The sequence below is a fragment of the Paractinoplanes pyxinae genome (assembly GCF_026626335.1).
In the GTDB taxonomy this organism is placed as follows: domain Bacteria; phylum Actinomycetota; class Actinomycetes; order Mycobacteriales; family Micromonosporaceae; genus Actinoplanes; species Actinoplanes pyxinae.
In genome coordinates this window covers 105,327-131,023 of the sequence record NZ_JAPNTZ010000019.1, presented here as the reverse complement: position 1 = coordinate 131,023, position 25,697 = coordinate 105,327, and the positions used below count along the sequence as shown (strand labels likewise).

Genomic DNA, 25,697 nt, shown 5'->3' with positions numbered 1-25,697 from the left:
CTGATGAGCAACGACTACGACGTGATAGTCGTCGGGGGCGGGTCGCCCGGCGAGCACTGCGCCGGGTACCTGGCCGACGGCGGCCTGCGCGTGGCGATCGTCGAGCGGGAACTCGTGGGCGGGGAGTGTTCCTACTTCGCGTGCATCCCGTCGAAGACGCTGCTGCGGCCGGGAGAGGCGGTGCACGCGGCCCGCGAGGCGGAGTCGACGGCCGAGGTGGACGTGCGGCGGGCGCTGGAGTGGCGCGACTTCATGGTGTCCAACTATTCGGACGCGGGACAGCAGAAGTGGCTGGCGGACAACGGGATCGACCTGCTGCGGGGCGCCGGCCGGCTGGCCGGGGTGGGGACCGTGGAAGTGAACGGGACCCGATACACGGCGGACAACGTCGTGCTGGCCAACGGGGCGGCGCCGATCATTCCGCCGATCGCCGGGCTGCGCGAGCTCGACGGCGTCTGGACCAACCGCGAGGTGACCGGCATGCGCGAGGTGCCGCGGCGGCTGATCGTGCTCGGCGCCGGCCCGGTGGGGGTCGAGATGGCCCAGGCCGTACGGCGGTTGGGTGGCGAAGTCGTGCTGACCGCACACGGCGACCGCGTCCTGCCGCGTGAGCCGGCGCCGCTGGGCGAAGCGCTCGGTGAGATGTTGCGCCGCGACGGCGTGGAACTGGTGCTGGGGCCGGCCGCCGTCAGCGCCCGGCGGGACGGCGACGACTACGTGCTGACCCTGGACGACGGGCGGGAGCTGCGCGGCGACCGGCTGCTCGTGGCCACCGGGCGGCGGCCGCGCGTGCACGACATCGGGCTCGAAACGGTCGGGGTTTCGGCCGTCGACAGCGGTGTTCCCACCGACAGCCGGCTGCGCGTGGCCGAGCGGCTGTGGGCGGTCGGCGACATCACCGGCCTGCACATGCTCACCCACGTCGGCAAGTACCAGGGCGAGGTGGTGGCCGACAACCTGCTCGGGCGGCCGCGGAAGGCCGACTACCGGGCGGTGCCGCGGGCCGTCTTCACCGATCCGCAGGCGGCGGCCGTGGGCGCGACGGAGGCCCCGTTCAGCGCCACGGTGCCGATCACCGAGGTGGCCAAGATGGAGACGTACTCACGGGCGTACGCGGAATCGCCCGGCTTCCTGACGCTGCTCAGCGACGGCGAAGTGCTCGTTGGTGCGTACGCGTTGGGCCCCGAAGCCGGCGAATGGCTGCAGCAGGCCACCCTGGCGATCCGGGCGCGCATCCCGCTCGACGTCCTGCGCGACACGATCCAGCCGTTCCCCACGTTCTCCGAGATCTACGTGGCGGCTTTGAAGGCCCTCACGAAGTGATGCCGGCCGCGGCGTCCAGCTCTTGCAGGAGGTTGTGGGCGGCCAGCTCGATGCCCTTGTGACGCCACTCGGAGGCGCGGTAGACGCAGGCGATCAGGGCGCTGCGGTGCACACGGCGCAGGTCGCCGTAGACGAAGGCGTAGCGGGCCTTGGTCTCGTCGGTGGCGCCGTCGGTCAGGCCCAGGTGCCAGGCGGCGTAGTCGTCCCAGGAGTGCTTGCCGAGATAGGTGTTCTCGTCGTCGGCGCGGGGCTGCACCTGGCCCCAGTCGCTGTCCAGCACGTACTGACGGGACGCGATGAGACGGGACGCCTGCTCGACCGCTTTGTCGTTGACCTCGTACCTCGCCATGCCCGCAACTTACCCACTTGCGGGCACGGCGAGGCATCCCGTCAGGCGGCCGGGGTCTCGGCGGTGGCGACGATGGTGGCGCGGCCCAGGATGTGGCCGAGGAAGTTGAAGCCGAGGAAGGCCGGCGTGGCCGTGGCCGGCACGCCGATCTTCTCGACGTCGAGCGCGTGCACGGTGATGAAGTAGCGGTGCGCGCCGTGGCCGGCCGGCGGGGCGGCGCCGACGAAGCGGGCCGCGCCGCCGTCGGTGGGCAGCTGGAACGCGCCCTCGGGCAGGCCGGAGCCGGTGTCGTCGCCCGCACCCTCGGGCAGGGACGTCACCGAGGCCGGGATGTCGGCCACGGCCCAGTGCCAGAAGCCGGAACCGGTCGGGGCGTCCGGGTCGTACACCGTCACGGCGTAGCTCTTCGTGCCCTCGGGGGCGCCGCTCCAGCTCAGCTGGGGCGAGGCGTCCTGCCCGCCGGGGACGCCGAACAGGCCGGACATCTGCGCGGCGCCGAACACCTCGCCGTCCTTCACGGTGTCGCTGGTGACGGTGAAGCTCGGCACCTCGGGCAGCCGGGCGAACGGATCGTTCATGGTCGTCTCCTTGCTGAGATCAGATCCTTGCTGAGGTCATGCCCCACGATCGACTAACCTACAGATAATCGATTATTTTCGGTAGGGTGATCGCCATGACAGCGTCCGAGAAGATGTACGCCTCGCTCCGGGCCGCCGTCCTCGACGGCGAGTTCGAGCCGCGTCAGGCGCTGAAGCCGCAAGAGCTGGCCACCCGTCACGGCGTGAGCCTGGCCGTGGCCCGCGAGGTGCTGCTGCGCCTGGTCGGCGAGGGGCTGGCCGACCGCCGGCCCAATCGGGGCTTCGCCGTGCCGGCCACCGGCGCCGAGCGCTGGCAGCAGATCGCCGAGGCCCGCTCGCTGCTCGAACCGGCCGCCCTGAGCCTGGCCGTGGAACGCGGGGACCTGGAGTGGGAGGCCGCCGTCCGCGCCGCCTACCACCGCCTGGCCGGCACCCCGTTCTCGGCCGGTGGCGCCTGGGCCGAGGCGCACCGCCTCTTCCACCGGGCCCTGCTTCAGGGCTGCGGCAACGACGTCGTACTGGAAACGTTCGACCGCCTCTGGACGGCCGGCGAACTGGCCCGCCGATGGTCGTACCAGGCCGACCCGACCCGCGACGCCGCGGCCGAGCATCGCGCGATCGAGGAGGCCGCCCTGGCCCGCGACGCCGACCGCGCGGCCGGGCTGCTGCGCCGCCATGTGCTGCACACCGTGGCGGTACTGCGTTAACTCCCGCACTGCACCAGGTCGCCCGCGCAACCCCCGCGCCGGGATGCCGATGAATTCCCCTGTCCGGATCATCCGGCGTCCAGTGAGGGGGAGAGATGGAGTCGTTGAGCATCGAGCCGCGCCACCTCGCGGCCGGAAGCTACCGGGCGGCGGTCGCCGACGTGCCCGAGGTGCTGGAGCTGGTGGCCGACGTGTGCCAGGCGCCCATGGTCGCGCTCAAAGTAGCCGACGAGGCGCACGCGCACTTCGCGGCGACACTCGGCATGCCGATGGCGGTCGACGTGCCCAAGTCGCGCTCGCTGTGCGACATCGTGGCCGGCCGCAACGACGCCATGGTCGTCGACGACGCCCCGCACGACCCCCGCCTGGCCGACCACCCGCTGGTGGCCGGGGCCGCGCACGTCAACTTCATCGCGGCCGCCCCGCTGCGCCACGACGGGCACATCGTGGGCGCGCTCTGCGTCTTCGACAACGGGCAGCGCAGCATCGACGCCGACACCACCCGCCGCTACCTCGAGCGCCTGGCCCGCCGCGTCGACTCCGAGACCGGGCTACGGCACCTGCTCGAGAACCGTTCCCCGTACGAGCTGGCGGCCCGCGACGACCTGCTGGCCACGGTGTCGCACGAGTTCCGGACGCCGCTGACCGCGATTCAGGGGTACGTCGAGCTGCTCACCGGCATTCCCGGGGCGCTGCCACCGGCGTACGCGCGGCAGTTGGAAGCCATCAGCCGCAACGCCGGCCGCCTGTGCCGCACCGTGGACACCCTGCTGCGCGCTGCCCACCAGCACCGCAACGAGCCGGTGGGGGACCGCCGCACGGTCGATCTGGCCTGTCTGACGTCGGCTCTGGCGGCGAAGCTGGGCTCCCGGATCGAGGTGCGCCGGCCGGCCGGACCCGTGCCCGTGCTGGCCGACCCCGCCCTGCTCGAGGTGGCGATCGGGCACCTGCTGAGTAACGCCCTGGGCTTCAGCGGCGCGGACCAGCCGGTGACCGTGTCGGTCGTCGACGGCGTGCGCCCGACCCTGGAGATCCGCGACCACGGCCCGGGCCTGTGCGCCGACGAGCTGAACATGCTCGGCACGCCGTTCTTCCGCGGCGCCGAGGCCCAGCACAGGGAGACGCCCGGCATGGGCCTGGGGCTGGCCGTGACGCAGCGGATCATCCGGGCCCAGGGCGCCGACCTGTCCTTCACCAGCCCGGCCGGCGGCGGCCTGGCGGCGCGGGTCGTCTTCGGCTGAGGCCGTTTCGACCCACCCGTCCCAGGGCACCTCACGTGCATGTTCCCCGCTGAGAACCTGCGCGACTGGCGCGGTGAGAAGGTCCTCGACCCGGACGGCTCCAAGATCGGCGACCTGGAGGCGGTCTACGTCGACACCGCCACCGACCAGCCGGCCTTCGCCACCGTCAAGATCGGCATCATCGGCCGGCACAAGCTGGCCTTCGTCCCCCTGGACGGCGCGACCGTGCTGCCGAGCGCGGTGCGGGTGCGCTACGACAAGAAGACGGTGGGCGACGCGCCGACGATCGACCTCGACGGCGAGCTCGAGGCCGCCGAGGAGCCCAAGGTTTTCGCGCACTACAACCTGCCGTACCAGACGAGCGCGCCCGGAGTGCGCCGGCTGGCTCGTCGCTAGAGGTTGGCTCGGGCGGCTGTCAGCTGTTGCTCGTCCTCCGTTGGAGCTTGACCCGGGCGGCTGTCAGTCGTTGTTCGCCTGCCGCTGGAGCTGGGCCCGGGCGGCCGTCAGGCGTTGCTCGCCCGGGCGCGGTGAGCGGTCGCCCGAGATGTCGTCGGCCCACGACAGCAGGCGGTGCAGGTGCGGGTCGGCGACGGCCGGGGTCAGGCCCGGGTTGCCCGGCGCGACCTCGCCGCTGGTGCCGTCGATGGTGATGAGCGTGCCCTCGGCCGGCCGCAGATCGGCGGCGCCGACGACGGCGGGACGGCCCATCGAGCGTGCGACGACGGCGGCGTGGCTGGCCAGTCCGCCGCGGTTCGTCACGATGCCGGTCGCCGCGGCGAACCCGTGCAGATCCGAAGGCGAAGTTTCCGGCCGTACGAGGATGACGGGCCCGTCCGAAGCCATGCGCACAGCCCGGTCCGCGCTGAGCGCCACCCGGCCGGTCGCCACGCCGGGGGAGGCGCCGCGGCCGCGGGCCAGCCGTTCCCCGCCGAGCATGCGCGGGACGGCGGCGGCCCGCAGACATTGTGAGGTGATGCGGCGTACGGCCTCGCGCCGGTCGATCAGACCGTCGTCGGCCAGGTCGACGGCCACCCGGACGGCGGCGCGCGCAGTCAGCCCGCCCGGCCGCACCTGCAGCAGCCACAGACGGCCGGACTCCACGGTGAACTCGACGTGGCACGCTTCCCGGAAATGCTTCTCCAGCAACGAAAGCGCATCAGTCAGTGCGGACCAGACGGTCGGTTCCTGATCGGCCAGCGCCGTGAGCGGCAGGGTCGCCGAGCGGCCCGAGACGACGTCGTCGCCGCGATGGCCGAAAAGCACATCACCGTACGGTTCCGGGGCGCCAGTGGTGGGGTCGCGGCTGAAGGCGACACCGCTTCCGCTGTGCTCGTCCCGATCGCCGTACACCATGGCCTGAACGACGACGGCGGTGCCGAGATCGTGCGGAATTCCGTGCAGGGTGCGGTAAGTGCGGGCGCGGTCCGTGTTCCAAGACCCGAAGATTTCCCGTACGGCGGGAGCCACCGACCCGCGAACGTCGAGGAGCGTGGCCATCATGCCCGGCATCGATACCGCGGCCCCGGATCGCACCGAGACGGCTTCCGTTGGCAAGCCGGCCCGAGCGCCTTCCAGCCCCGCCGGCATGTTTCCGTCGCGCAGAAACGCGCGGCATGCGTCAACACTCACGACGAAGCCGTCCGGAACCGGCAATCCCAGCCGCATCAACGTGACAAGGCCGGCCGCCTTCCCGCCGATGACGTCGGCCGGCGCGTCGACGGCCGCCTCGAGCCGCCAGATCATGTGCGCGACTGGCCCAGCGTGACCAGCAGATCCTCGTGCAGCTGAAACCACACCACGTGGTACGAGGTGAGGCTGTCGGCCAGCTCCTCGAGGGCGCCGCCTCTGGCCCGGTCGAGCGCTCCCCGCAATCGAACCTGATACCGGCCGAACCGGGGGAGCGCCTTGGCCAGCTCGTCGAGCACTATGTTGACGCGCCCGTCAAGATCCCCGAAAAGCTCCAAAACCCTTTCGTCGTAAGCGATGTCGCGATGATCGTTCGGCACGGCCACCCCCTCGACGGCGCGCAGCTGCCACGCCGAGCAAAGGTCCAACAGCTCCGGATTGAGCACAAGAAACCGCTCGTACGCCGATTCGACCACCCCTTTGGCCCCGGCCGCCTCAACCTCGGCCGCGGTGCGCCGCAGGTCTTCCGCCCGCCCCGCCGCGGTCAGCCCCCAGGCCCCCATCTCGCGGGTGACCCAGCCGTCGACCGCCAGGTCGATCAGAGCCGACTCCACCTCAGCCTCGTCCACCCCCGCCGCGTCAGCCACCCGACTCAACTCAGCAAACCCCATGCACCGCAACACATGCAGCACCTCAGTCACGGTGTCTCCTCCTAGCTCCGCCCACGCCGCCACCACGTCTCTCACACACCGGCCGCGCGCCACATGCACGTCGTTGGGGCGTTCCGCCAACAACGGCCGCCTTCGAGCAATGTGTCGTGCACAGTTGCGCGTTGTTGCACGTTTTCTCTGGTGCGCGCTGTCGGCGGCTTGACCGGTCAGTGAGCGGTGCGGGTGCACAGTTTCGCGTTTGTCGTGCGTTTTTCTGGTTGCGTGCTGCAGGCGGCTTGGCCGAGCCACGAGCGATGCTGAGCGCGCAAGTGTTCGTTTGTTGCGCATCCCTGGACGAGGTCGCTCGGGTTGAGCCGCGTGGTGGACGCGGTTGCTCGATGGTGCGCGTTTTGGTCGGCGCTGCGTGAACGGAGGCCGGTGGATGTGCGCGCTGGTTGGTCATTGCGTTCTTCCGGCGATCGTTGCGGCGTAGGCGGCGCCGCGGTTGTCGGCTCGGAAGGTGATCTCGCCGCGCTGGATGCGCACGGACGTTTCGGTGTCGAAGGTGGGCGTGACGCCTATGGCTGAGGCGAGTGTGCCGTTGTCGTCCAGAACCAGGCGTAGCGACGGGCGGAAGGCCGGGCCGAAGATGCGCCGCAGGACCGTGGTGAGGTCGGTCAGCCGCAGTCGCACGAGGGCGCCCGTCTCGGCCGGGTCGTCGGTGACGGCGACGATGGTGACGACCTCACCGGCCCGAGCCGCGCGGACGGCGTCCTCGGCGCCGCCCAGCCGGCCGGGGCCGAGGGCCACCACGACACCGTCGCCGAGCTCGAACGGGCGGCCGCTGAGTTCGTCGACCACCTCGCCCGGAGCAGCCCAGGCCGAACGGACCTCCTTAGCCAGTGGCACGTAAGGAAGGTAGGGCGGATTCCACTCGTCGGCGATGTCGAGCCCGGCCAGGTGCCGGCACGCCCGCGCCACATCGAACGCGTCGCCGAAGCCGGGGGCCGTCTCGCCCAGCCCGGCCGCTCCGTGCAGCATCGTGAGGATCAGCTCGGCCAGCCGCACCCGTCGCCCGGCGTCCCGAGCCCGGCACGACTCGAGCGCGACAGCCAGCAGCAGTGCCTCGAGCCACGTGATCTGGGCCAGGGCGGCTCGCCCCCGCTCGTCGTCGAAGACTCCGGTCAACGATCGAGCCTTGAGCCGCCCGACCGTGGCGTCGCCGTAGGCCAGCGGCAACCGCTCGAGCCACACCCGCGCGAACGTCTCGGCCGCACTGGCCACATCCAGCGCCTCCAACCCGCCGCCCGCCGCGGACGAACCAGCGTTCCTGCCTCCCACCGAATCGCCGTGACTCGCAGGGCGCAGATTCGCGTCGCGGTCGACAGCCAAGCCGTTCGCCCAGTCCATTGGCGGATGCGAGTGGTGCTCGCCGGTCAGGCCGTCCCACTCGGCAGCGCTCAGCAGTTCCTCGCCGTCGGTTGCGTTAGTTCGCCCTGCAGCACGCGGTGAATCGCCGCTGCCGGATGCGTCGTTCGGCCCAGCAGCACCCGGCAGTTCGTCGCTGCTGGTTGCGTCGTCGGGCGAGGTATCGGGTGGCACAGCCGTGTTGCGGGGGTAGGGCGCCTCCCACGGGGGTGGGGCGTCACGGGCGGCAGCTGCGTCCTGGTTGGCGGCGGCCAGCAGCACCGCCAGGTAGAGCGACCGCTTGCTTGGGAAGTTCGAATAGACCGCGCCCCGGGTCAGGTCGGCCCGCTCGGCTATGCGCTCGATCTTGGCCTCGGTGTAGCCGCGCTCGGCGAATTCGGCTCGCGCCGCCGTCAGCACGGCCTGGCGGTTGCGGGCCTGTTGCTCGGTGCGCGAGATTCTCACGTCATCAGGATACTCCCATCATTTGAATGACGTGAGTATCTGAAAGTGTCTGGCGCTCAGCGCACCGCTCTTCCGTCCGATCGGAGAGGCGTGGCCGTACTGTCCCGGGTGACCAGCTGGCGGCCGGCGTCACGGGTTGCGGCGGGGCTGGTGGTGCTGGTCGCGGTCAGTCAGATCGCTTCGCTGGCCGAGCCGGGGCTGCGCCGGCCCGTCTTGTACAGCTCGGTTCTGCTGCTCGACGCGATCGGCGCCTTCTTAAGTTTTCGGGCCGCCGGCCGCGATGTTTATCCCTGGGGATGGCGGCTTATCGGGCTCGCCCGGAGCAGCGCCGTTGCCGCTTTCTTCGTGCTGCTCTGGTTCGCCACCACCGGCAACGCCTTCGCCTACTGGGCCGGCATCGGCTTGCGCGGGCTCATGTTCGTGCTGCTGGCCGCGGCCACGTTCCTCTCCCGGCTGGCGGAGATTCGCGGCCGCAACCGCTGGTCCTTCGTCTCCGAGGTCGTCATCGTGGTGTCGGCGGGCGCGATGATGGCCTGGTATTTCGTCATCGACCGCGCCTTCACCCAGGACCTGGCCGGGCCCGAGCTCACCCGCATCCTGGGCTATGTCATCGGCGACCTGCTCGTGCTCACTGCCGTCTGCTCGCTGCTGCTCGGCGGCGCCCGCCCGTCGCACCCGCTGGTCGGCGGCCTGGCCCTGCTGATGATCACCGACATCGCCTGGAACGCCACCGACCTGCACAGCGACGCCCAGGCCGACATCTGGCTGATCGGTCTGGGCATGGTCGGCGCGAGCCTGCTGCTCACGCTCGCTCCGATCGCCCCGTTCCGGGAGAAGCGAAGTCTGGCCTGGTCGCAGCGGCTGGTCATGCTGTCGCTGCTGACCGGGGTCGTCATGATGATCGCGGTGACGGTCGCCGAGGACGACATGTTCCCGTGGGGCGGCCTGGTCGGCTGCCTGCTGTTGATGGTGTCGGCCGTCGTCGTGCACATGAACATGTCGCTGCGCAGCGCTCGCGACCTGGTGATCACCGACCCGCTGACGGGGCTGGCCAACCGTACGGGCCTGGACGACGCCATGACGGCGGCCGCCCGCCGGGGCGAGCCGGTGGCCCTGCTGCTCATCGACCTCGACGACTTCAAGCTGATCAACGACGCCTACGGGCACGCGGCCGGTGACACCGTGCTCGCCGAATTCGGCCACCATCTGAGAGCTGTCGTCCGGGGCCCGGACACGTGTGCGCGGATCGGCGGCGACGAGTTCGCCGTGCTGCTGCTGGGCGGCGTCGTGCCCGATCTGGTGGCTCAGCGCATCCTGGCGGCTATCGCGGCTCATCCGGTTCGCCTCGGCGAGGACACGGTGGTCGTGCACGCCAGCATCGGCCTCACCGACAGCCGGCCGGGCGACACGAGCAAAAAGATTATGCGCCGGGCCGACCTGGCCATGTACGCCGCTAAGCGAGCCGGCGCGCACTCGTGGATGCGGCACGACCCGTCGATGGTCGACCGCCGGGCCATGGACGCGCTGCTGGCTGAGGATCTGACGGGAGCGGCCGGCCGGGGCGAGCTGATCGTGCTCTACCAGCCGATCGTCGACCTGGACACCGGCGGGCCGACCGGCTACGAGGCTCTGGTGCGCTGGCAGCACCCGGCCCGCGGGCTCGTGCCGCCGCTCGACTTCATCCCGGTCGCCGAGCGGACCGGCCTCATCTACGACATCGGCCTGCACGTCCTTTCCCAGGCCTGCACCGACATGGCGGCCGCGCCCGGGAAACCGTACGTGTCAGTCAATTTGTCACCGCGACAGCTGCAGACGCCGACGCTTGTGCACGACGTGCTCGCCGCGGTGAAACGGGCCGGGATGCCGCTGGAGCGGTTGGTGCTCGAGGTGACCGAGTCGGCCATCGTCGACGAGAAGAGCATCGTCACGCTGCACGAACTCCGCGGATACGGTATCCGGATCGCGGTCGACGACTTCGGCACCGGCTACTCGTCGCTGCACTACCTGACCCGGCTGCCGGTCGACATCCTCAAGATCGACCGCAGCTTCGTGGCTCAGCTCGACGGCACCGCGACCGGTTCGGCCATCGCCGACGCGATCATCCGGCTGGCTCAGGTGCTGCGCCTGCGCACCATCGCCGAGGGCATCGAGACCGAGGACCAGGCCCGCGAGCTGCTCACGCTGGGTTGCCGGACGGGCCAGGGTTTCCTGTACGCGAAACCGAGCCCGCTGGAGGCCGTGCTCTCAGAGGCGGGTCGCCGCCTGGATGAGGCCCGCCAGCGCCAGTGACCGGCTGTGCGGCGGCCATGCGATCACCGTCGTGACCAGCGGCGCGTCGAGCACGGGGACGGTGGTCAGCCCGCCGTGCAACGAGGTGCGGACGGATTCCGGCAGCACGGTCACGGCGCGGCCGAGCGCGATCAGCTGCAGCAGCTGGGTGGCGTCGTGCACCTCGGGCCCGGGGCCCGGAAGGTAGGTGCCGTCGAGTTCCGGCCAGCGCGGCATCGGCAGCTCGGCCAGGTCGGACATCCGCACGCTGGCGCGCGTGCTGAACTCGTGGCCGGCCGGCATCACCAGCACCTGGCTCTCGGTGGTGAGCTCCTCGGTGTCGAGCCCGGCCGTCGAGTCGAACGGCAGGTGCAGCAGCGCCACGTCGGCCCGGCCGTCGCGCAGAAGCGCCTCTTGCTGACCGGCCCCGCACAGCACGACCTCGACCGGCACCGCGTGCGGCTCGGCGGCGTACGCATCGAGCATCTTGGGCAGCAGCTCGCCCGCCGCGCCGGCCTTGGAGACGAGCACCAGCCCCTGGCTTTGCGAGGCTCGGCGCGTACGGCGTTCGGCCGCCTCGACCGCCCCCAGCGCCGCCCGCCCCTCGCGCAGCAGCACCGTGCCGGCCTCAGTCAGAGTCACCGACCGACTGGTCCGCCGCAGCAGATCGACACCGAGCCGCCGTTCGAGCTGGCTGATCGCCCGGGACAGCGGCGGCTGAGCCATGCCGAGCCGCGCCGCCGCCCGGCCGAAGTGCAGCTCCTCGGCCACGGCGACGAAGTAGCGCAGCTCCCGGGTTTCCATACCCCCACGGTATCGCCGCCGACCCAGATGGTGTTGGCCCGGATCCGGCCCCGCGGACAGGATCGATTCATGAGCGAGAAGACAATTGCGCTGGTCACCGGCGCGAACAAAGGCATCGGGTACGAGATCGCGGCGGGTCTGGGCGCGCTCGGCTGGACCGTCGGCGTCGGCGCCCGCTCCCAGGAACGGCGGGACACGGCAGTCGAGAAGTTGCGGGCCGCCGGCGTCGACGCGTTCGGCGTACCGCTGGACGTCACCGACGACGCGAGCGTGGCCGCCGCCGCTGACCTGCTGCGCGAGCGCGGACTTGACGTACTGGTCAACAACGCGGCGATCACCGGCGGGATGCCGCAAGAACCCACGGTGGTCGACCCGGCGATGATCCGGACCGTGATCGACACCAACGTGCTCGGCGTCATCCGGGTCACCAACGCGATGCTGCCGTTGCTGCGGCAGTCGTCCGCGCCGCGCATCGTCAACATGTCGAGCAGCGTGGGCTCGCTGACCCTGCAGAGCGGGAGCACCGACGCGACCGGTCCGATCTCCGCGGCGTACGCGCCCTCGAAGACCTTTCTGAACGCGGTCACCGTGCAGTACGCCAAGGAACTGGCCGGCACGAACATCCTGATCAACCTGGGTTGCCCGGGCTATGTGGCGACCGACCTCAACCACTTCAGCGGCTACCGCACGCCGACGCAGGGCGCGGCGATCGCCATCCACCTGGCCACCCTGCCCGGCGACGGCCCGACCGGCGGCTTCTTCGACGACGAGGGCCGCGTCGCCTGGTGACTACGGCTTGCGGCCGACCGCCGTCCACACGTTGATGTCGGAGCGGGCCGGGATCTCGGCGCCCGGCTCGGGCCGCCACTCGCTGGCCGGCACGACACCCGGCTCGACCAGCTCGAGGCCGTCGAACAACGCGGTGAACTCTTCCTTCGAACGGGTCCAGACGTCGGACTTGCCCTGCGCGATGAGCTGCTGATAGAGCGCCTGCTGTTCCGGCGTGCCGAAGTCCGAAGTGGCGTGCGTGGCGACCAGGTAGCTGCCCGAGGGCAGGGCGTCGATCAGCTCGCGCACGATCGGCTGGGCCGCGCCGTCGCCGTGGATGAAGTGCAGCACGGCGATCAGCATGAGGCCGACCGGCCGGTCGAGGTCGAGCGTCTCGCGCAGCGCGGGGTGGCCGAGGATGTCGGCCGGGTGGTTCAGGTCGGCCTCGATGTACGCCGTGCGACCCTCGGGGCTGCTGTTGAGCAGCGCCCGGGCGTGCACCATGACGAGCGGATCGTTGTCGACGTAAACGATGCGGGCCTCGGGCGCGACCCGCTGCGCCACCTCGTGCGTGTTGTCGGCGGTGGGCAGGCCGGTGCCGATGTCGAGGAACTGGCGGATGCCGGCCTCGGCGGCCAGGAAACGCGCAGCCCGCTGCAGCAGCGCCCGATTGGCCAGCGCCCCCAGCCGTACCTTGGGGAAGTGTTTTTGCAGTTCGTCGCCCGAGGCGCGGTCGGCGGCGAAGTTGTCCTTACCGCCGAGCCAGTAGTTGTAGCGCCGGGCCGGGTGCGGCACGGTCGGGTCCAGGCCCGCCGAGGCTGCGCTCGTGTGATCCACAGCGGAACAATAGCTCCCGTTCCCCAGGCGTGTCCCGGCGGTCCACAATGGAAATATGGATGAACTCGACACCGGCGTGCCGCAGACCGCGCGCATCTGGAACTACTGGCTCGGCGGAACGGACAATTTCGCCGTCGATCGCGAGGTCGGCGACCAGATTCGCCAGGCATTTCCCGACATCGTCGACAACGCTCGAGCGTCTCGTGCCTTTCTCGTCCGAGCCGTCACCCATGTGGCTGACACGGCCGGCATCCGGCAGTTCCTGGATGTCGGCGCCGGGCTGCCGGCCGCCGACAACACACACGAGGTGGCGCAGCGCATCGCGCCCGAGTCACGCGTCGTCTACGTCGACAGCGACCCGCTCGTGCTCGCCCACGCTCAGCGACTGCTGACCGGTAACACGCAGTTCGTTGAAGCCGACGGTCGTGACACCGCGTGGGTGCTGGGAGCGGCCGGGCTCGACTTCTCCCAGCCGGTCGCCCTGATCATGTCGGGTTTACTGGGCCACATGACCGACGACGACGCGGCCCTCGAGATGGTCCACGCGTACCTGCAAGCGCTCGCCCCCGGCAGCTACTTCATCGCGCTCGACGGCTCGCACAGCATCGAGCACGGCGAGGCCGAGAAAATCTGGAACGAACAGGCCAACCCACCGTACGTGTTGAGAAGTCACGCCCAATTCGGCCGCTTCTTCGACGGGCTGACGCTGATCGAGCCCGGCGTGACGTCGGCCCCGCTGTGGCGCCCGGCAGAGTCCGATCCGCGCCCTCTGGACGTGGTGTGCGGTGTCGCAGTCAAATGATTCGCGTACGGCGGTGATCACGGGCGGGATGAGCGGTCTCGGCGCCGCGGCCGCCACCCGCCTGCGCGCCGACGGCATCACCGTCCACACCATCGACCTGGCCCCCGGCGCCGACGTGCAGGCCGACGTCTCCGACCCGGCGGCCGTCGAGGCGGCGGCGGCCGAGCTGGGCCCGGCCGACATCCTGGTCAACTCGGCCGGCATCGTCGGCCCCAACGCACCCCTGTGGCAGATCGACCCCGCCGACTGGGACAAGGTCTTCGCCGTCAACGTGCGCGGCACGTTCAACATGTGCCGCGCTTTCGTCCCGCACATGCGCGCGCGGGGCTGGGGCCGCATCGTCAACCTGGCCAGCATCGCCGGCAAGGACGGCAACCCGAACATGAGCCCCTACTCGGCCAGCAAGGCGGCCGTGATCGCCCTGACGAAGTCCCTGGGCAAAGAGCTGGCCACCACCGGCGTCCTGGTCAACGCCATCGCCCCGGCCGTGATCGCCACCCCGATGAACGCCGCCACCGACCCCGAGGCGCTGGCCCACATCACCAGCCTCATCCCGATGAAGCGGGTGGGCCGCCCGGAAGAGGTGGCCGAACTGATCGCCTGGCTCACGTCCGACCACCTCACCTTCTCCACCGGCGCCGTCTACGACATAACCGGCGGCCGCGCCACGTACTAGGCGGCGTGGGCCGGGACCCGGCCGCGGAGGAAGGCTTCCAGGCCGGCCAAGTCGTCGGTGTTGATGTGGTCTACGTCGGCGGCTACGAGCTCGCGCCAGACGGCGTCTCGTTCGGGGCCGGCGACGTCCGGGGTGGCCCAGAAGCGGACCCGCTGGCCGTTGCGGTGGGCGTCGCGGACGAACCGGCGCAGCTTGGTGCGTTCGGCGGCCGGGATGGGGCCTGCGCCCTGCCACGTGAACAGGTTCGTCCAGTTGTCGCTGATCAGCGGGATGAACGACGCGCGGGCGCCCGAGTTCAGGTCGGCCGCGCGGCCGTCGTAGAAGGCGTAACGCACCTTCTGGGCGGCCATGAGGTCGCGCGGGCGGTCGCCGCTGACGACGACAGTGACGGCGTCTTTGAAGACCTTTCCCTTCGCGTACGTCGTGAGGATGCTCCGATACTGCCGGAGCACACGGTCGAGTTCCGTGTAGGTGGCGGCGCCGGTGTTCTTGATGTCGACCAGCAGCTGCAGCGAGGTCGGGCTGCCCCGGTAGACGCGGCCGTGGTTGGCGCGCACCCGCTGGAGCAGCGGGTCGAGGTAGAGGCTTTGCAGCGTACGGCCGGGAACCACGTCTTCCGGATCGTGGGCGACGAGCAGCTCGCCGTCGACCAGGTAGATGTCGGCCTCGACGCTGGTGAAGCCGTGCGACAGCGCGTCGGCCAGGGGGCGCTCGTGCTCGTAGTCGTTGTGGGCGTGCGCGCGGGCCAGCGGCCGCACCCCGTGGTGACCGTTCGCCTGCGCCACGGCCGGCGCGAAGGCCAGCGTCGCGGACACGGCGGCGACCACACTCAGTACTCGGCGAATCATGCGTCATCTCCCGTCACTCATCGACGGCCATGACGCTATGGGGTCGTCCTGACGGGCACCGGAACCGCCGGTGAAGAACAGGACCAGACGAACCTAACGGGCGATAGGCGTACGACCAGGGATTGCGCCGGGTGGGTGGTGGGCGTTTTGTGGAGGGCGCTACCGACGGGGAGGTGCGAGCAGAGGGCTGCGATGGTGAAGACAGTGATCGATCGGAATCTCGACACCGGGGTCACGACGGTTCACCTGGAGGGTGAGCTGTCGCTCGCCACCGTTCCCGAGGTCGGCACGGTGATCGCCAAGGCCGCGGCCGAGTGCCCGCCGGCCGTGATCGTCGATCTGGCCGGGCTGGGCCACGACGAGGACGCGGTGCTGAGCGTGTTCGCCACGATGACGCACGACGCGCAACTGCACTGGGGTGTGCCCGTGCTGCTGTGTGCGGCGGCGACCGGCGTACGGGACGGGCTTGACGCTTTTCGAACCTATGTCGCGCTGTACGAGGACCGGGCGCAGGCGTCGCTGGCGGTCGAGGCGTACGTTCCGCGCTGGGTGCGCCGGCACCTGCTGCCCGAGGTGCACAGCGCCGCCGTCGCCCGGGGTGTGACCGGCGAGGCCTGCCTCACCTGGGGGCTGGGCAAGCTGCACGGGCCGGCCCGGCTGGTCGCCAACGAGCTGGCGGCCAACGCGATCGTGCACTCCGGCGGCGAGTTCGACCTGACGGTGGTGCACACCGGCCGCTATCTGCGCATCGCCGTGCAGGACGGCAGCACGACCATGCCCAAATGCCCGGAAGGTCCGCCGGCCACCAGCACGGTGATGCGGCCGGGCTCGGGGCGGGGCTTGCGCATCGTGGCCGCGTCCGCCACTCATTGGGGCGCCACTCCGCTGCTCGACGGCAAGATCGTCTGGGCGCTGATCCGCTCGGAGTGACCGCCGTAACGATGGTGCCGGGCCACTCTTTCGTGTCATAGTTGTACCTACAACTAACGGAAGAGATCGCCATGAGCATCGGACCGGTGCGGCTCAACCACGCCGTACTCTTCGTCGCCGACCTGGAACGCGCCGAGCGCTTCTACACCGACGTCTTCGGCATGGTCGTCGCCGCCCGCGAGCCGCGCGCCAACGCCGCCTTCCTGCGCCTACCGCGCTCGGGCAACCACCACGACCTGGGCCTGTTCGGCGTCGGCCCGTCCGCCCCGCCCAAGCAGCGCGGCGGCATCGGCCTGTACCACCTGGCCTGGCAGGTCGACACGATCGACGAGCTGGCGCAGGCCCGCCAAGCCCTGATCGACGCGGGCGCCTACACGGGCGAGTCCAGCCACGGCGCCACCAAGAGCGTCTACGGCGCCGACCCCGACGGCAACGAGTTCGAGATCATGTGGATGCTCCCGCGCGCCGATTGGGGCGTCTACGAGGATTCGGCCCCGATCGAACGCCTGGACCTGGCCGCCGAGGTGTCCCGCTGGGCCGGCGTCCGCACAGCCGGCGAGATCGTCGCGTGAGCGCGTCGGATAGTCGTGGCGGTCGTCGCGTGAGCGCCGCCGTGCTTGCTGTGGCTGGCGAGGTCGTGGCGTGAGCGCCCCCGTCGTCGCCACGGCCGGTTCGGCGGATCCGTCGGCGCCGCTGGTCGTCCTGCTGCACGGCCGCGGCTCGCACGAACGCGAGATTCTCACCCTGAGCGATTCGCTCATTCCCGATTGCGCGTACGTGGCGGTACGCGCACCCATAGCCGAGGGCGCAGGCTTCGCCTGGTTCCAGAACCGCGGTATCGGCCGCCCCGTGGCGTCCTCACTGCGCACCACCATGGACTGGTTCCGCACGTGGCTCGACGGCATCGCGCCCAGCGGCCGCCCGGTGTTCCTCATCGGTTTCAGCGGCGGCGCCGCCTTTGCCGGCGGCCTGCTGCTGGACGACCCGTCCCGCTACGCCGGCGCCGCAATCCTCTACGGCACCCTCCCGTTCGACGCCGGCGTCCCCGTCGACCCCGGCCGCCTGACCGGCGTGCAGGTCATGGTTGCCCAGGGCGAGCACGACACAGTCATCCCTCGCGAACTGCTCGACCGCACGTGGCACTACCTACGAGAAGAGTCCGGCGCAGACGTCGTAGCCCGCCGCGATCCGGTCGGCCACGGCCTAGCAGCCCCGGCCTCGGAGGCGCTGGCCGCCTGGCTGCGCGAGGCAGTCAAGTAGACCTTGCCGGTCTCACGAGGGGCTGCGTAGTCCCCGCGCCTGGCCGGATGCGCGTCTCGCCGAACTTCGCTTCGCGCGGTCGCGCGGTCGCGCGTTCGCTCAGTTGCGAGCGGCATCAGCTGCACGGTTGCGCGATGTTGGCGCGTTCGCTCGATCGCGAGCGTCGTTTGTTGCACGGTTGCGCGATGTTGGCGCCTTCGCTCGATCGCGAGCACCGTTGCCTCAGGCGTGCGGTTGCCCGTGTCGGTCGCGCATGCACTTGGCGTTGCGCGACTAAGTGCGCATTGTCGCGCGTTCGCTCAGTTGCGAGCGTCGTTTGTTGCACGGTTGCGCGATGTTGGTGCCTTGGCTCGACAGCGAGCACCGTTGGGGTAGCGGTTGCGGTTGCCCGTGTTGTTCGTGCACTCGAAGTTATGCGACCAGGTGCGCGTTGTCGTGCGTTTGCTCAATAGCGATTGTCGTTCTTTGCACGGTTGCGCGATGTTGGCGCCTTCGCTCGGTCGCGAACACCGTTGCGGTAGCGGTTGAGTTGCCAGCCGCCTTGTTCGCGCGTGCAGGTAGTCGCGCGCGTCGTTCGTTGCGCGACCAACTGCTCGTTGTTGCGCGTTCGCTCGGTTGCGAGTGTCGTTGTTGCACGGTTGCACGGTTGCACGGTTGCACGGTTGCACGGTTGCACGGTTGCACGGTTGCGCGATGTTGGCGCCTTCGCTCGGCCGTGAGCACCGTAGCGGTAGCGGTAGCGGTAGCGGTAGCGGTTGCGATCGCCCGTGTTGTTCGCGCGTGCAGTTGGTTGCGCGCGTCGTTCGTTGCGGGACCGAGTGTTCGTTGTTGCGCGTTCGCTCGGTTGCGAGCGTCGTCTGTTGCATGGTTGCGCGCCTTGCTTGGTCGTTTGGCTTCGAGCGTCAGTGTCGGGCCCGCCTGGCCGCGGTTCTGGGTCTCTCTCTCGACCTGTCGTTCGCTGGTCATGGCGTTCGGATCCGCGGGCGACGACGCCGTAGCGGCACTCGTCAACGAGATGGCGCGGCTGTGGTTGGTCCGTTGGTGGTCGTCTCTTGACAACAACGGCGGCAATGAGGTGCCGGCCCGCATAGGCGAACCGCCTGTCGGCGTGGTGAGGAGATCACCGGCGGGCCCGGCTGGTTGAGCGACGTGCTCGCGCCCACCTGTCAACGTCAACGGGGCGAGCACCGAACTCACGCACATTGATCGAGCTCCGACGTTCGGGCCAGGCTCAAGAGGGCCGCCCATCCGGCACCGCTCTCACGATCGAAGCGAGTCGTCCGCGTTGTTTCGCCGGCGCCCGCCTAGATCGGGCCATCGCCTGACGGCACCTGCGTGAGCCGGGCCGTGCTGTAGGCGATGGCGGCGGACCAGTTACGTGAGGGGCCCTGTGACGCGTTCGGTTGAGTTTGCACTTAGTGCAACGATGCATTTAGTGTAACTACTGTGGTGATCAACACTGATCAACCGGATCGGCGGGCTGCGCTCAAGGCTCGGCACCGGCGGGCGATCCTGGATGCGGCCCGGGCTCTCATCGATGAGGGTGGCGCGGCTCGGTTCAGCGTCGATCAGCTGGTCGCCCGGGCCGATGTGTCGCGGCGGACGATCTTCAATCACTTTGCCTCTATCGATGACGTTGTCACCACGGCCTGCACCGAGATGTTGGGTGTGGTCATCGATAACTTTCGCGAGCTGGTGTCGGCCACGCCTGTCGGGCCCGGCAGCCGTACGTCCATGTTCGAGGCTGTCGTGGCGGCGCTGCGGGCCACCGACGTGCCGAGCACGATCGCTTTCCTGTGGCAGGCGCTGGGCGGCTTCGGGGCCGACGACCCGCGGCCCCAGCAGATCTTTCAGGCCACGTTCTCGCGTACGACGGCCGATCTGGCCCGGGAATTGGCCGAGCGCAACGCCGACCGCGACCCGCTGGAAGCCGAGCTGCTCGTCAGCTCGCTCATGCACGGCACCGAGGTGATCGCCCAGCACTGGCTGGCGGCGACCGGCGCCGCCACCGACGAGGCGGCCCGCGCCCTCTGGCACGAGCTGCTCGACCGGCTCATCGAGACCATCCGCACCGGCTACTAGAACGCCCGGCTACTAGAACGCCCGGCTACTAGAACACCCGGCTACTGAGACCGCACCGGCCACCGAGATCCGGCCGCCCAGAGATCCGGCAACAGAAAGACCATCCGCACCGGCCACTGACCGGCCGGTCAACGAGAGAACGGGAAGCATGGCCGAGTTGCTGTACCGCCTGGGACGCGCCTGCGCCCGGCGCGCCTGGACCGTGGTCGTCGCCTGGATCGTGGTCCTGGGGCTGTCCGTCGGGGCCTACCTTGCCTTCGGGGGCACCCTCTCGTCGCAGGTCACCATCCCCGGCACGGCCACCGCCAAGGTCACCGACCAGCTGGCCGGCAAGTTTCCGAGCGCCAGCGGCGGCACCGGCTCGCTGGTCTTCCACACCGCCGGCGGGTCGGGGTTCACGGCCGAGCAGCGTACGGCGATCGGGCGCCTGCTCGAGTCGACCAAGCAGCTCGACGGGGTGGCCGGCATCAACGACCCGTTCGCCACGCAGCAGCAGCTCGCCGAGCAGACCGCCCGGCTGCAGGCCGGCGAGAAGCAGCTCGCCGCCGGTCGTGCGCAGCTGGCCCAGGCGCGGCAGCAGCTCGCGGCCCTCCCGGCGACCCAGCGTGCGGCCCGGCAGGCGGCGCTGGATGCCCAGGAAACCCAGCTCGAGGCGCAAGCCGCGCAGCTGGATCTGTCGAAGCAGCTGCTGGCGATGTCGGCCGAGATCCGTACGGTCTCGAAGGACGGCACCACGGCCATCGCGCCAGTCATCTTCAAAGAGGCTCAGCTCGACGTCACCCCCGAGACCAAGGAGGGCGTCGTCGACCACGTCAGCGCCGGCGTGCCCGACGGCGTCGAGGTCGACTTCTCCAACGAGATCACCCAGAGCGTCCCCGAGATTCTCGGTGTGGGCGAGGTGGTCGGCGTGATCATCGCGGGCATCACGCTGATGGTCATGCTGGGCACGCTGATCGCCGCCTCGCTGCCGATCATCAGCGCGCTGGCCGGGGTCGGGATCGGTGTCACGGCGTCGCTGGCGCTCTCCGGCGTCGTCGACATGCTTTCGATCACGCCGGTTCTGGGTGTCATGCTCGGGCTCGCAGTCGGCATCGACTACTGCCTGTTCATCCTCAACCGGCACCGGCGGCAGCTGCTCGAAGGGGTGGAGCTGCACGAGTCGATCGGGCTGGCCAACGGCACGTCGGGCAACGCGGTGGTCTTCGCCGGGTCGACGGTGCTGGTGGCCCTGCTGGCGCTCAACGTCACCGGGATCGGGTTCCTCGGCATGATGGGCACGGTCGGCGCGATCTGCGTCGCCGTGGCGGTGATCATCGCCGTGACGCTCACGCCGGCGTTGTTGTCATTGCTGGGTACGCGCATCCTGGGCCGCCGGAAGCCGAAGCCCCGGCCGGCCGCCACCGAGATGAGCAACGGGCGCGCCGTGCTGACAGTGGTCGCCGGGCTGGCCGCGCTGGTCGTCATCGCGATCCCCGCCCTGTCGATGCGGCTGGGGCTGCCCGACGGCTCCACCGAGGCCGAGGATTCGACCCAGTACCAGGCGTACAAGCTGATCGAGCAGAAGTTCGGGGCGGGCGTCAACGGGCCGCTGCTGGCGGTGGCGACCCTGCCCGCGCCGGTCACCGAGGACAAGCTGGTCGCCGAGCAGGTGCGCATCGGCACGCAGATCCTCGGCCAGAACGACGTCACCGCGGTCGCGCCGATCGGGCAATCCACTGACGGCACACTGCTGGCCTTCCAGGTCGTGCCGAATGAGGGCCCGTCGAGCGCGTCGACGGAACAACTCGTACGGGACCTCAGGGATCTTGATTTGGGTGTGGCCGGCAGCGCCAGCGGCAACATCGACATCTCCGAGCAGCTGTCGGACGCGCTGCCCGGCTATCTCGGGCTGGTCATCGGCCTGTCGCTGATCATCATGATCTTCGTCTTCCGGTCGATCCTGGTGCCGCTCACGGCCACGCTCGGCTTCATCCTGTCGCTGTTCGCCACGTTCGGCGGGCTCACCGCGATCTTCCAGTGGGGCTGGCTGGGCGCGATCTTCGGCGTGCACGACCCCGGCCCGGTGCTCAGCTTCCTGCCCACGATCCTCATCGGCATCCTGTTCGGGCTGGCCATGGACTACCAGCTCTTCCTGGTGTCGGGCATGCGCGAGGCGTACGCCCATGGCGCCCCGGCCCGGCTCGCCGTCCGCCAGGGCCTGCGAGCCGGTCGTACGGTGGTCATCGCGGCCGCCATCATCATGATCTCGGTCTTCGGCGGCTTCATCTTCTCGAACTCGGCGATCATCCGATCGCTCGGCTTCGGTCTGGCCTTCGGCGTGCTGGCCGACGCTTTCCTCGTACGCATGCTGCTGATCCCCGCGGTCATGCATCTGCTCGGCCGCTCGGCCTGGTGGCTCCCACGCTGGCTGGACCGCCTGCTCCCCAACGTCGACGTGGAAGGCGCCGCCCTCGAACGCAACCACCCCACGCCGCGTCCGTCATGAGTCGTCAGTACAGGGGTTGACGCCGCCGTTCGCCCACCGAGCGAAACATTGATTGCCCGAGCAGGCTATTGGGTTGCATCACGGAAACCGGTTCGCGCAAGAAATAGCCCTGAGCTGAGCCTTACGTCAACTCCCTCGACATCATATTGAAGAGGGCGTCACTCATCTCGGAGGTGGCTGCCTGAACAGGATCACGGTGACGTCCCCACCACTCGGCATAACGCCGCCCGAGATCCGAGAGCGTGTCATTGACCTGTCGTTCAGCTTCCTGCCTGGCCCGGCGCAGCGGGTCGCCCCCTTGAAGCAGGCCGTCGAGCGCCTTCATACCTAATCCCGCGACTCGTTCGCGGCCGGCTGAAAGTTCTTCCGGGAATGGGAGGTCGAGAACGGCCGCGACCGTTACTGCGCGAAGGTGATCGAGGTGTGCCTCGACTCCCACTGTTCGTGCATCCAGACCGAAGGATTCGGCGACTCGATCCAACTCGCCCGTCGCTCTCTTCTTCACCTGCTCGAATTGAGCACGGTCGGAGAAAGCCGTGAATGCGTCTCTTTGAAGAACGAAAAGCGTGTCTCTGAGGGTGGCCGCCACTGTATGCAACCGGCGGGCCGCCTGTGCGTTTCCGTGGTTGCGAAGCCGGCCGATCTGCTCGGTCCTGCGATCCCATTCCTGACGGATGACCTCGAGGATGCTGCTGCATGCGGTGTGTACCGCTGATGTCCGCTCACTTGCGTCGGCGGTGATCCGATCGGCGTTGTACGTTGCGCTGACAATTCCAAGCAGATCCGACGGGAGGTCCACGCGAGGGCTGTCGGGGCAGACGAAGAAGACGCGTCCGCTGCCTAGTGCTCCGGAGAAGAGACCGAATTCAAAAATGAGGTTGTCCCGCATTTCCGGCGAGGTGATTCCACGCTTGACGACCTCGTCGTCAGGGGTGGCTACAAGGATGGCGAAGTCGTTTCTTCGTATTTCTTGCATCAGCACGTCGAGTGGGTAGCGGCCGGGCATGAAAAGCTGATGCTTCCAGAGTTTGGCCGTCGCCTTCTGGTCCAGGTGTTGGAAGACGGCGTCAGCGACGTCCAAGCCTTCCGTGGAGGACCCGATGAACACTCGAGGTCTGTCCATGTCGTCCATCTCCGTCCGAAGAGGCGTTAGGGTGATGCGGACATGCATTCTCGATCAAGGTGGCCTGGCGGAGGGTCGGGGTTATGGTCGACCTGACGCAATGGTTGGCACACGGCAATATTCTGCTCGAACGTGGATCGCACTCCGGCGCGCGGTGATATCCGGCGGCGAAGCTACTCGGAATTTCATATCCTGCTGAAGCGGATTCCTACGTTAATGTCGTAGATCTGACGGCCGTCACTCACTCGCGATGAATGCCAAACGCTTTTTGGTGAGCCGCCGGCACCGTATCGGCGAGCATGATCGCTGGCTACTACTCTGCAGGGGATGGGGACCTCTGAGCAGCCGGTCGGTGACGTTCAGGTGCTTGGCCGGTCCCGGATCTGGCCCGCCGTCGCCATCCCCGGCGTCGCGGCGGCGGCGTTGATCGTCGTTGCGGTGGCGTTGCGTTACGTCCCCTGGTACCCGCTCATCGTGGTCGGCGCCTCCCTGGTCGTCGCGGTCACGCGCCGCGGCAGCGCTGTCCTGGCGGACGACGTCGGGCTTCTGATCCGGGAACGCCGGGGCACGAGCCGGTCCTATGCGTGGGCGGACATCGAGCGCATGGGGTGGCTGCCGAACAGCATCGGGGGAGCGGTGCTGCAGGTGTATCCGCGCGGCGGCCCGTACGACGTGCCGGGGCCGAACTCGGCGGCCGGCGTGGCGCGCATCTGGGGCCCGGGACGCCGGCGCCTCGAGCAGCCCCTGGCTGAGCTCCGGCGACGGCACGGGATCAAGACGCTGCTCGACGGCTGACGGCGCGGGCCTGGCACGCTTGGACCATGGAGAACGCGAAGACCCAGCCCTGGCCCCGGCTCCGTGTGGCCGACTGGACCGACACCCGCGACACGCTGCACATGTGGACGCAGATCGTCGGCAAGGTCCGGATGGCGTACGCACCGCCCGTCAACCACTGGTGGCACGTCACGCTCTATCCGACCGCACGCGGGCTGACCACCTCGGCCGTGCCGCACGGCACCGGCGTGTTCGACATCGAGTTCGACTTTCTCGACCACCGGCTGCGCCTGCGCACCAGCGACGGCGGCTCGCGCGAGGTCGCCCTGGAACCGAAGTCGGTGGCGACCTTCTACGGCGAGACGTTCGAGGCGTTGGCCGCCCTCGGCCTCGAGCCGCGGATCCGGCCGGTGCCCAACGAGGTCGAGCGGGCGGTTCCCTTCGCCGAGGACCACGAGCACAAGTCGTACGACGGGGCGGCCGCGCAGCTGTTCTGGCGGCAGTTGCTGCAGGCCGAGCGCGTTCTGGGCCGGTTCCGCTCCGAGTTCGTCGGCAAGGCCAGCCCGGTCCACTTCTTCTGGGGCGCCATGGACCTGGCCTACACCCGCTTCTCGGGCGCCGTCGCGCCGCAGCATCCGGGCGGCGCGCCCAACTGCCCGCCGTGGGTGATGCACGAGGGCTATTCGCACGAGCTGGCCAGCTTCGGTTTCTGGCCCGGCGGCGGCGAGGAGGGCGCTTTTTACGCGTACGCCTATCCGGAGCCCGCCGGCTACGCCGAGCGCACCGCGCCCTTCTACAACGAGTCGATGAAGGAGTGCGTGCTGCCCTACGAGACGGTGGCCGACTCGGCCGACCCCGACGCGACGCTCATCGATTTCCTGCGGACGACCTACGCCGCCGCAGCCGACCTGGCGACCTGGAACCGCGCCGCACTGGACGCCTCGCGCTAGCGCCCGCGCTTCAACGGATCACCCGGCGACGGCGTCTCGGCCCCGCGTTCCTCGTGGGCCGCGATCTCGTGGTTGATCTGATGGGTGTGCGGCCGATAGATCAGGTCCACCGGGCCCATGACCTCTCGGCCCACACCGCGCCGCCGGGTGCGGGACGCGAGCCACGTGAGGCCGGCCAGGATCGCCGCCAGCACGGCGGCGAACGCCAGCCACGGCACGAGCGCATCCATCGGGGAAGCGTACGCCGGACGGTCAGGGCTTCCGGGCCACGCCCGCGTACATCGAGACCTCCTCGGCCGGTGGGCGGGGGAGGGCCTCGGTGTCGTCGCGCCGGGCCGGGTGCGGGACGTTCGCATCGAAGACGCTCATTCTCCGGATTCAAGGATCATCCGTCGGGAGTGAAGAGACCTTGGATGCCGACGACGATGGCGATCAGGCCGAAGACGGCCAGCAACAGGGCGGGCGGGGCGCTGCGGCGGGTCAGGCGGTCCCACAGCAGGGCCACGCCGACCAGGATGCCGACGATCTCGTAGTGGAAGACGCGCGGGCCGTCGAACAGGTGGACCAGCAGGTAGTAGCCGCCGGCCACCAGCGCCACCACGCCGACCACCCAGCCGAACGGGGCCAGGCGGTCGGCGGCCCGGCCCATGCCGTCACCGGCGCGGGGGACGCGGCGCAGCAGGGTGATGGCGAGCAGGAAACCGCCCACTATGTTCGCGAGGTCGAGCAACAAAGCCATCAGCA

General features: G+C 69.7%; 26 protein-coding genes. 15 read left to right on the top strand and 11 right to left on the bottom strand.

Translation table 11 applies throughout. From position 1 onward, the window contains the following. The first annotated feature begins 3 nt into the window (after positions 1–3). Positions 4–1,323: a dihydrolipoyl dehydrogenase family protein gene (locus OWR29_RS40485; RefSeq protein ID WP_267568884.1), complete on the top strand. Its 1,320-nt coding sequence runs from the start codon at positions 4–6 to the stop codon at positions 1,321–1,323. On the opposite strand, the gene OWR29_RS40480 is transcribed toward OWR29_RS40485, so the two are convergent. After that, positions 1,313–1,672: a hypothetical protein gene (locus OWR29_RS40480; RefSeq protein WP_267568883.1), complete on the bottom strand. Its 360-nt coding sequence runs from the start codon at positions 1,670–1,672 to the stop codon at positions 1,313–1,315. The two genes, OWR29_RS40485 and OWR29_RS40480, sit on opposite strands and share 11 nt — an antisense overlap. Before the next feature lie 41 nt (positions 1,673–1,713). Further along, complete coding sequence (locus OWR29_RS40475) at positions 1,714–2,250, bottom strand: YbhB/YbcL family Raf kinase inhibitor-like protein (RefSeq protein WP_267568882.1); 537 nt, start codon at positions 2,248–2,250, stop codon at positions 1,714–1,716. A 95-nt stretch (positions 2,251–2,345) separates the two neighbouring features. Between OWR29_RS40475 and OWR29_RS40470 the strand changes: the two genes are divergently transcribed. The 3 genes from OWR29_RS40470 to OWR29_RS40460 all read left to right on the top strand — a co-directional run bounded on the left by OWR29_RS40470 (position 2,346) and on the right by OWR29_RS40460 (position 4,594). Further along, positions 2,346–2,957: a GntR family transcriptional regulator gene (locus OWR29_RS40470; protein WP_267568881.1), complete on the top strand. Its 612-nt coding sequence runs from the start codon at positions 2,346–2,348 to the stop codon at positions 2,955–2,957. 95 nt (positions 2,958–3,052) lie between these two features. Then, positions 3,053–4,198: a GAF domain-containing sensor histidine kinase gene (locus tag OWR29_RS40465; RefSeq protein ID WP_267568879.1), complete on the top strand. Its 1,146-nt coding sequence runs from the start codon at positions 3,053–3,055 to the stop codon at positions 4,196–4,198. A 39-nt stretch (positions 4,199–4,237) separates the two neighbouring features. Next, positions 4,238–4,594 (top strand): PRC-barrel domain-containing protein, encoded by a 357-nt coding sequence (locus OWR29_RS40460; protein ID WP_267568878.1) that lies wholly within the window; start codon positions 4,238–4,240, stop codon positions 4,592–4,594. 63 nt (positions 4,595–4,657) lie between these two features. Here OWR29_RS40460 and OWR29_RS40455 read toward each other — a convergent pair whose 3' ends face one another. From OWR29_RS40455 to OWR29_RS40445, 3 genes are all read right to left on the bottom strand, one after another. Beyond that, a complete protein-coding gene (locus OWR29_RS40455) occupies positions 4,658–5,941 on the bottom strand; it encodes a PEP/pyruvate-binding domain-containing protein (protein ID WP_267568877.1) in 1,284 nt (427 codons plus the stop codon). After that, positions 5,938–6,525, bottom strand: coding sequence for a transcriptional regulator (locus OWR29_RS40450; protein ID WP_267568875.1), 588 nt, complete (start codon positions 6,523–6,525; stop codon positions 5,938–5,940). The genes OWR29_RS40455 and OWR29_RS40450 overlap by 4 nt, the downstream gene beginning before the upstream one ends. A gap of 408 nt (positions 6,526–6,933) precedes the next feature. Then, entirely contained in the window at positions 6,934–8,346 is a 1,413-nt protein-coding gene (locus tag OWR29_RS40445; RefSeq protein ID WP_267568874.1) for a TetR family transcriptional regulator, read from the bottom strand. A gap of 90 nt (positions 8,347–8,436) precedes the next feature. Here OWR29_RS40445 and OWR29_RS40440 point away from each other — a divergent pair, with 90 nt between their 5' ends. Beyond that, positions 8,437–10,635, top strand: a complete 2,199-nt coding sequence (locus tag OWR29_RS40440; RefSeq protein ID WP_267568873.1) for a putative bifunctional diguanylate cyclase/phosphodiesterase — start codon at positions 8,437–8,439, stop codon at positions 10,633–10,635. Here the strand turns inward: OWR29_RS40440 and OWR29_RS40435 are convergent. Further along, the gene (locus tag OWR29_RS40435) at positions 10,591–11,418 is read right to left on the bottom strand and encodes a LysR family transcriptional regulator (RefSeq protein WP_267568872.1); all 828 of its coding nucleotides are present in this window, start codon (positions 11,416–11,418) and stop codon (positions 10,591–10,593) included. The two genes, OWR29_RS40440 and OWR29_RS40435, sit on opposite strands and share 45 nt — an antisense overlap. Positions 11,419–11,487: 69 nt before the next feature. Between OWR29_RS40435 and OWR29_RS40430 the strand changes: the two genes are divergently transcribed. Further along, the gene (locus tag OWR29_RS40430) at positions 11,488–12,207 is read left to right on the top strand and encodes an SDR family NAD(P)-dependent oxidoreductase (protein ID WP_267568870.1); all 720 of its coding nucleotides are present in this window, start codon (positions 11,488–11,490) and stop codon (positions 12,205–12,207) included. On the opposite strand, the gene OWR29_RS40425 is transcribed toward OWR29_RS40430, so the two are convergent. Further along, positions 12,208–13,023 (bottom strand): SAM-dependent methyltransferase, encoded by an 816-nt coding sequence (locus OWR29_RS40425; RefSeq protein ID WP_267568869.1) that lies wholly within the window; start codon positions 13,021–13,023, stop codon positions 12,208–12,210. Between the two features lie 55 nt (positions 13,024–13,078). On the opposite strand from OWR29_RS40425, the gene OWR29_RS40420 reads away from it, so the two are divergent. Together OWR29_RS40420 and OWR29_RS40415 are read left to right on the top strand one after the other, a co-directional pair. Continuing rightward, the gene (locus OWR29_RS40420; protein ID WP_267568868.1) at positions 13,079–13,825 is read left to right on the top strand and encodes an SAM-dependent methyltransferase; all 747 of its coding nucleotides are present in this window, start codon (positions 13,079–13,081) and stop codon (positions 13,823–13,825) included. Next, positions 13,809–14,501, top strand: coding sequence for an SDR family NAD(P)-dependent oxidoreductase (locus OWR29_RS40415; RefSeq protein ID WP_267568867.1), 693 nt, complete (start codon positions 13,809–13,811; stop codon positions 14,499–14,501). The genes OWR29_RS40420 and OWR29_RS40415 overlap by 17 nt, the downstream gene beginning before the upstream one ends. Here OWR29_RS40415 and OWR29_RS40410 read toward each other — a convergent pair. Beyond that, positions 14,498–15,349 carry a phosphatidylinositol-specific phospholipase C/glycerophosphodiester phosphodiesterase family protein gene (locus tag OWR29_RS40410; protein ID WP_267568866.1) on the bottom strand — a complete coding sequence of 284 codons (852 nt, stop codon included), beginning with the start codon at positions 15,347–15,349 and terminating at the stop codon, positions 14,498–14,500. The genes OWR29_RS40415 and OWR29_RS40410 overlap by 4 nt on opposite strands. Before the next feature lie 204 nt (positions 15,350–15,553). Between OWR29_RS40410 and OWR29_RS40405 the strand changes: the two genes are divergently transcribed. The 5 genes from OWR29_RS40405 to OWR29_RS40385 all read left to right on the top strand — a co-directional run bounded on the left by OWR29_RS40405 (position 15,554) and on the right by OWR29_RS40385 (position 22,106). Then, positions 15,554–16,279 carry a hypothetical protein gene (locus tag OWR29_RS40405; RefSeq protein ID WP_267568865.1) on the top strand — a complete coding sequence of 242 codons (726 nt, stop codon included), beginning with the start codon at positions 15,554–15,556 and terminating at the stop codon, positions 16,277–16,279. Positions 16,280–16,350: 71 nt separating this feature from the next. Beyond that, positions 16,351–16,851, top strand: a complete 501-nt coding sequence (locus OWR29_RS40400) for a VOC family protein (protein ID WP_267568864.1) — start codon at positions 16,351–16,353, stop codon at positions 16,849–16,851. A 70-nt stretch (positions 16,852–16,921) separates the two neighbouring features. Then, on the top strand, positions 16,922–17,539 hold the full coding sequence (locus OWR29_RS40395) for an alpha/beta hydrolase (protein ID WP_267568863.1): 618 nt from the start codon (positions 16,922–16,924) through the stop codon (positions 17,537–17,539). A gap of 1,446 nt (positions 17,540–18,985) precedes the next feature. After that, on the top strand, positions 18,986–19,621 hold the full coding sequence (locus tag OWR29_RS40390; RefSeq protein WP_267568862.1) for a TetR/AcrR family transcriptional regulator: 636 nt from the start codon (positions 18,986–18,988) through the stop codon (positions 19,619–19,621). A gap of 148 nt (positions 19,622–19,769) precedes the next feature. Continuing rightward, the gene (locus tag OWR29_RS40385) at positions 19,770–22,106 is read left to right on the top strand and encodes an MMPL family transporter (protein ID WP_267568861.1); all 2,337 of its coding nucleotides are present in this window, start codon (positions 19,770–19,772) and stop codon (positions 22,104–22,106) included. 121 nt (positions 22,107–22,227) lie between these two features. Here OWR29_RS40385 and OWR29_RS40380 read toward each other — a convergent pair whose 3' ends face one another. Continuing rightward, entirely contained in the window at positions 22,228–23,229 is a 1,002-nt protein-coding gene (locus OWR29_RS40380) for a TIR domain-containing protein (protein WP_267568860.1), read from the bottom strand. A 327-nt stretch (positions 23,230–23,556) separates the two neighbouring features. Here OWR29_RS40380 and OWR29_RS40375 point away from each other — a divergent pair, with 327 nt between their 5' ends. After that, positions 23,557–24,024 (top strand): hypothetical protein, encoded by a 468-nt coding sequence (locus OWR29_RS40375; RefSeq protein ID WP_267568859.1) that lies wholly within the window; start codon positions 23,557–23,559, stop codon positions 24,022–24,024. 26 nt (positions 24,025–24,050) lie between these two features. Continuing rightward, complete coding sequence (locus OWR29_RS40370; RefSeq protein ID WP_267568858.1) at positions 24,051–24,953, top strand: DUF5996 family protein; 903 nt, start codon at positions 24,051–24,053, stop codon at positions 24,951–24,953. Here the strand turns inward: OWR29_RS40370 and OWR29_RS40365 are convergent. Then, entirely contained in the window at positions 24,950–25,183 is a 234-nt protein-coding gene (locus OWR29_RS40365) for a hypothetical protein (protein ID WP_267568857.1), read from the bottom strand. The two genes, OWR29_RS40370 and OWR29_RS40365, sit on opposite strands and share 4 nt — an antisense overlap. A 155-nt stretch (positions 25,184–25,338) precedes the next feature. After that, the gene (locus OWR29_RS40360; RefSeq protein ID WP_267568962.1) at positions 25,339–25,692 is read right to left on the bottom strand and encodes a hypothetical protein; all 354 of its coding nucleotides are present in this window, start codon (positions 25,690–25,692) and stop codon (positions 25,339–25,341) included. Positions 25,693–25,697 lie beyond the last annotated feature (5 nt).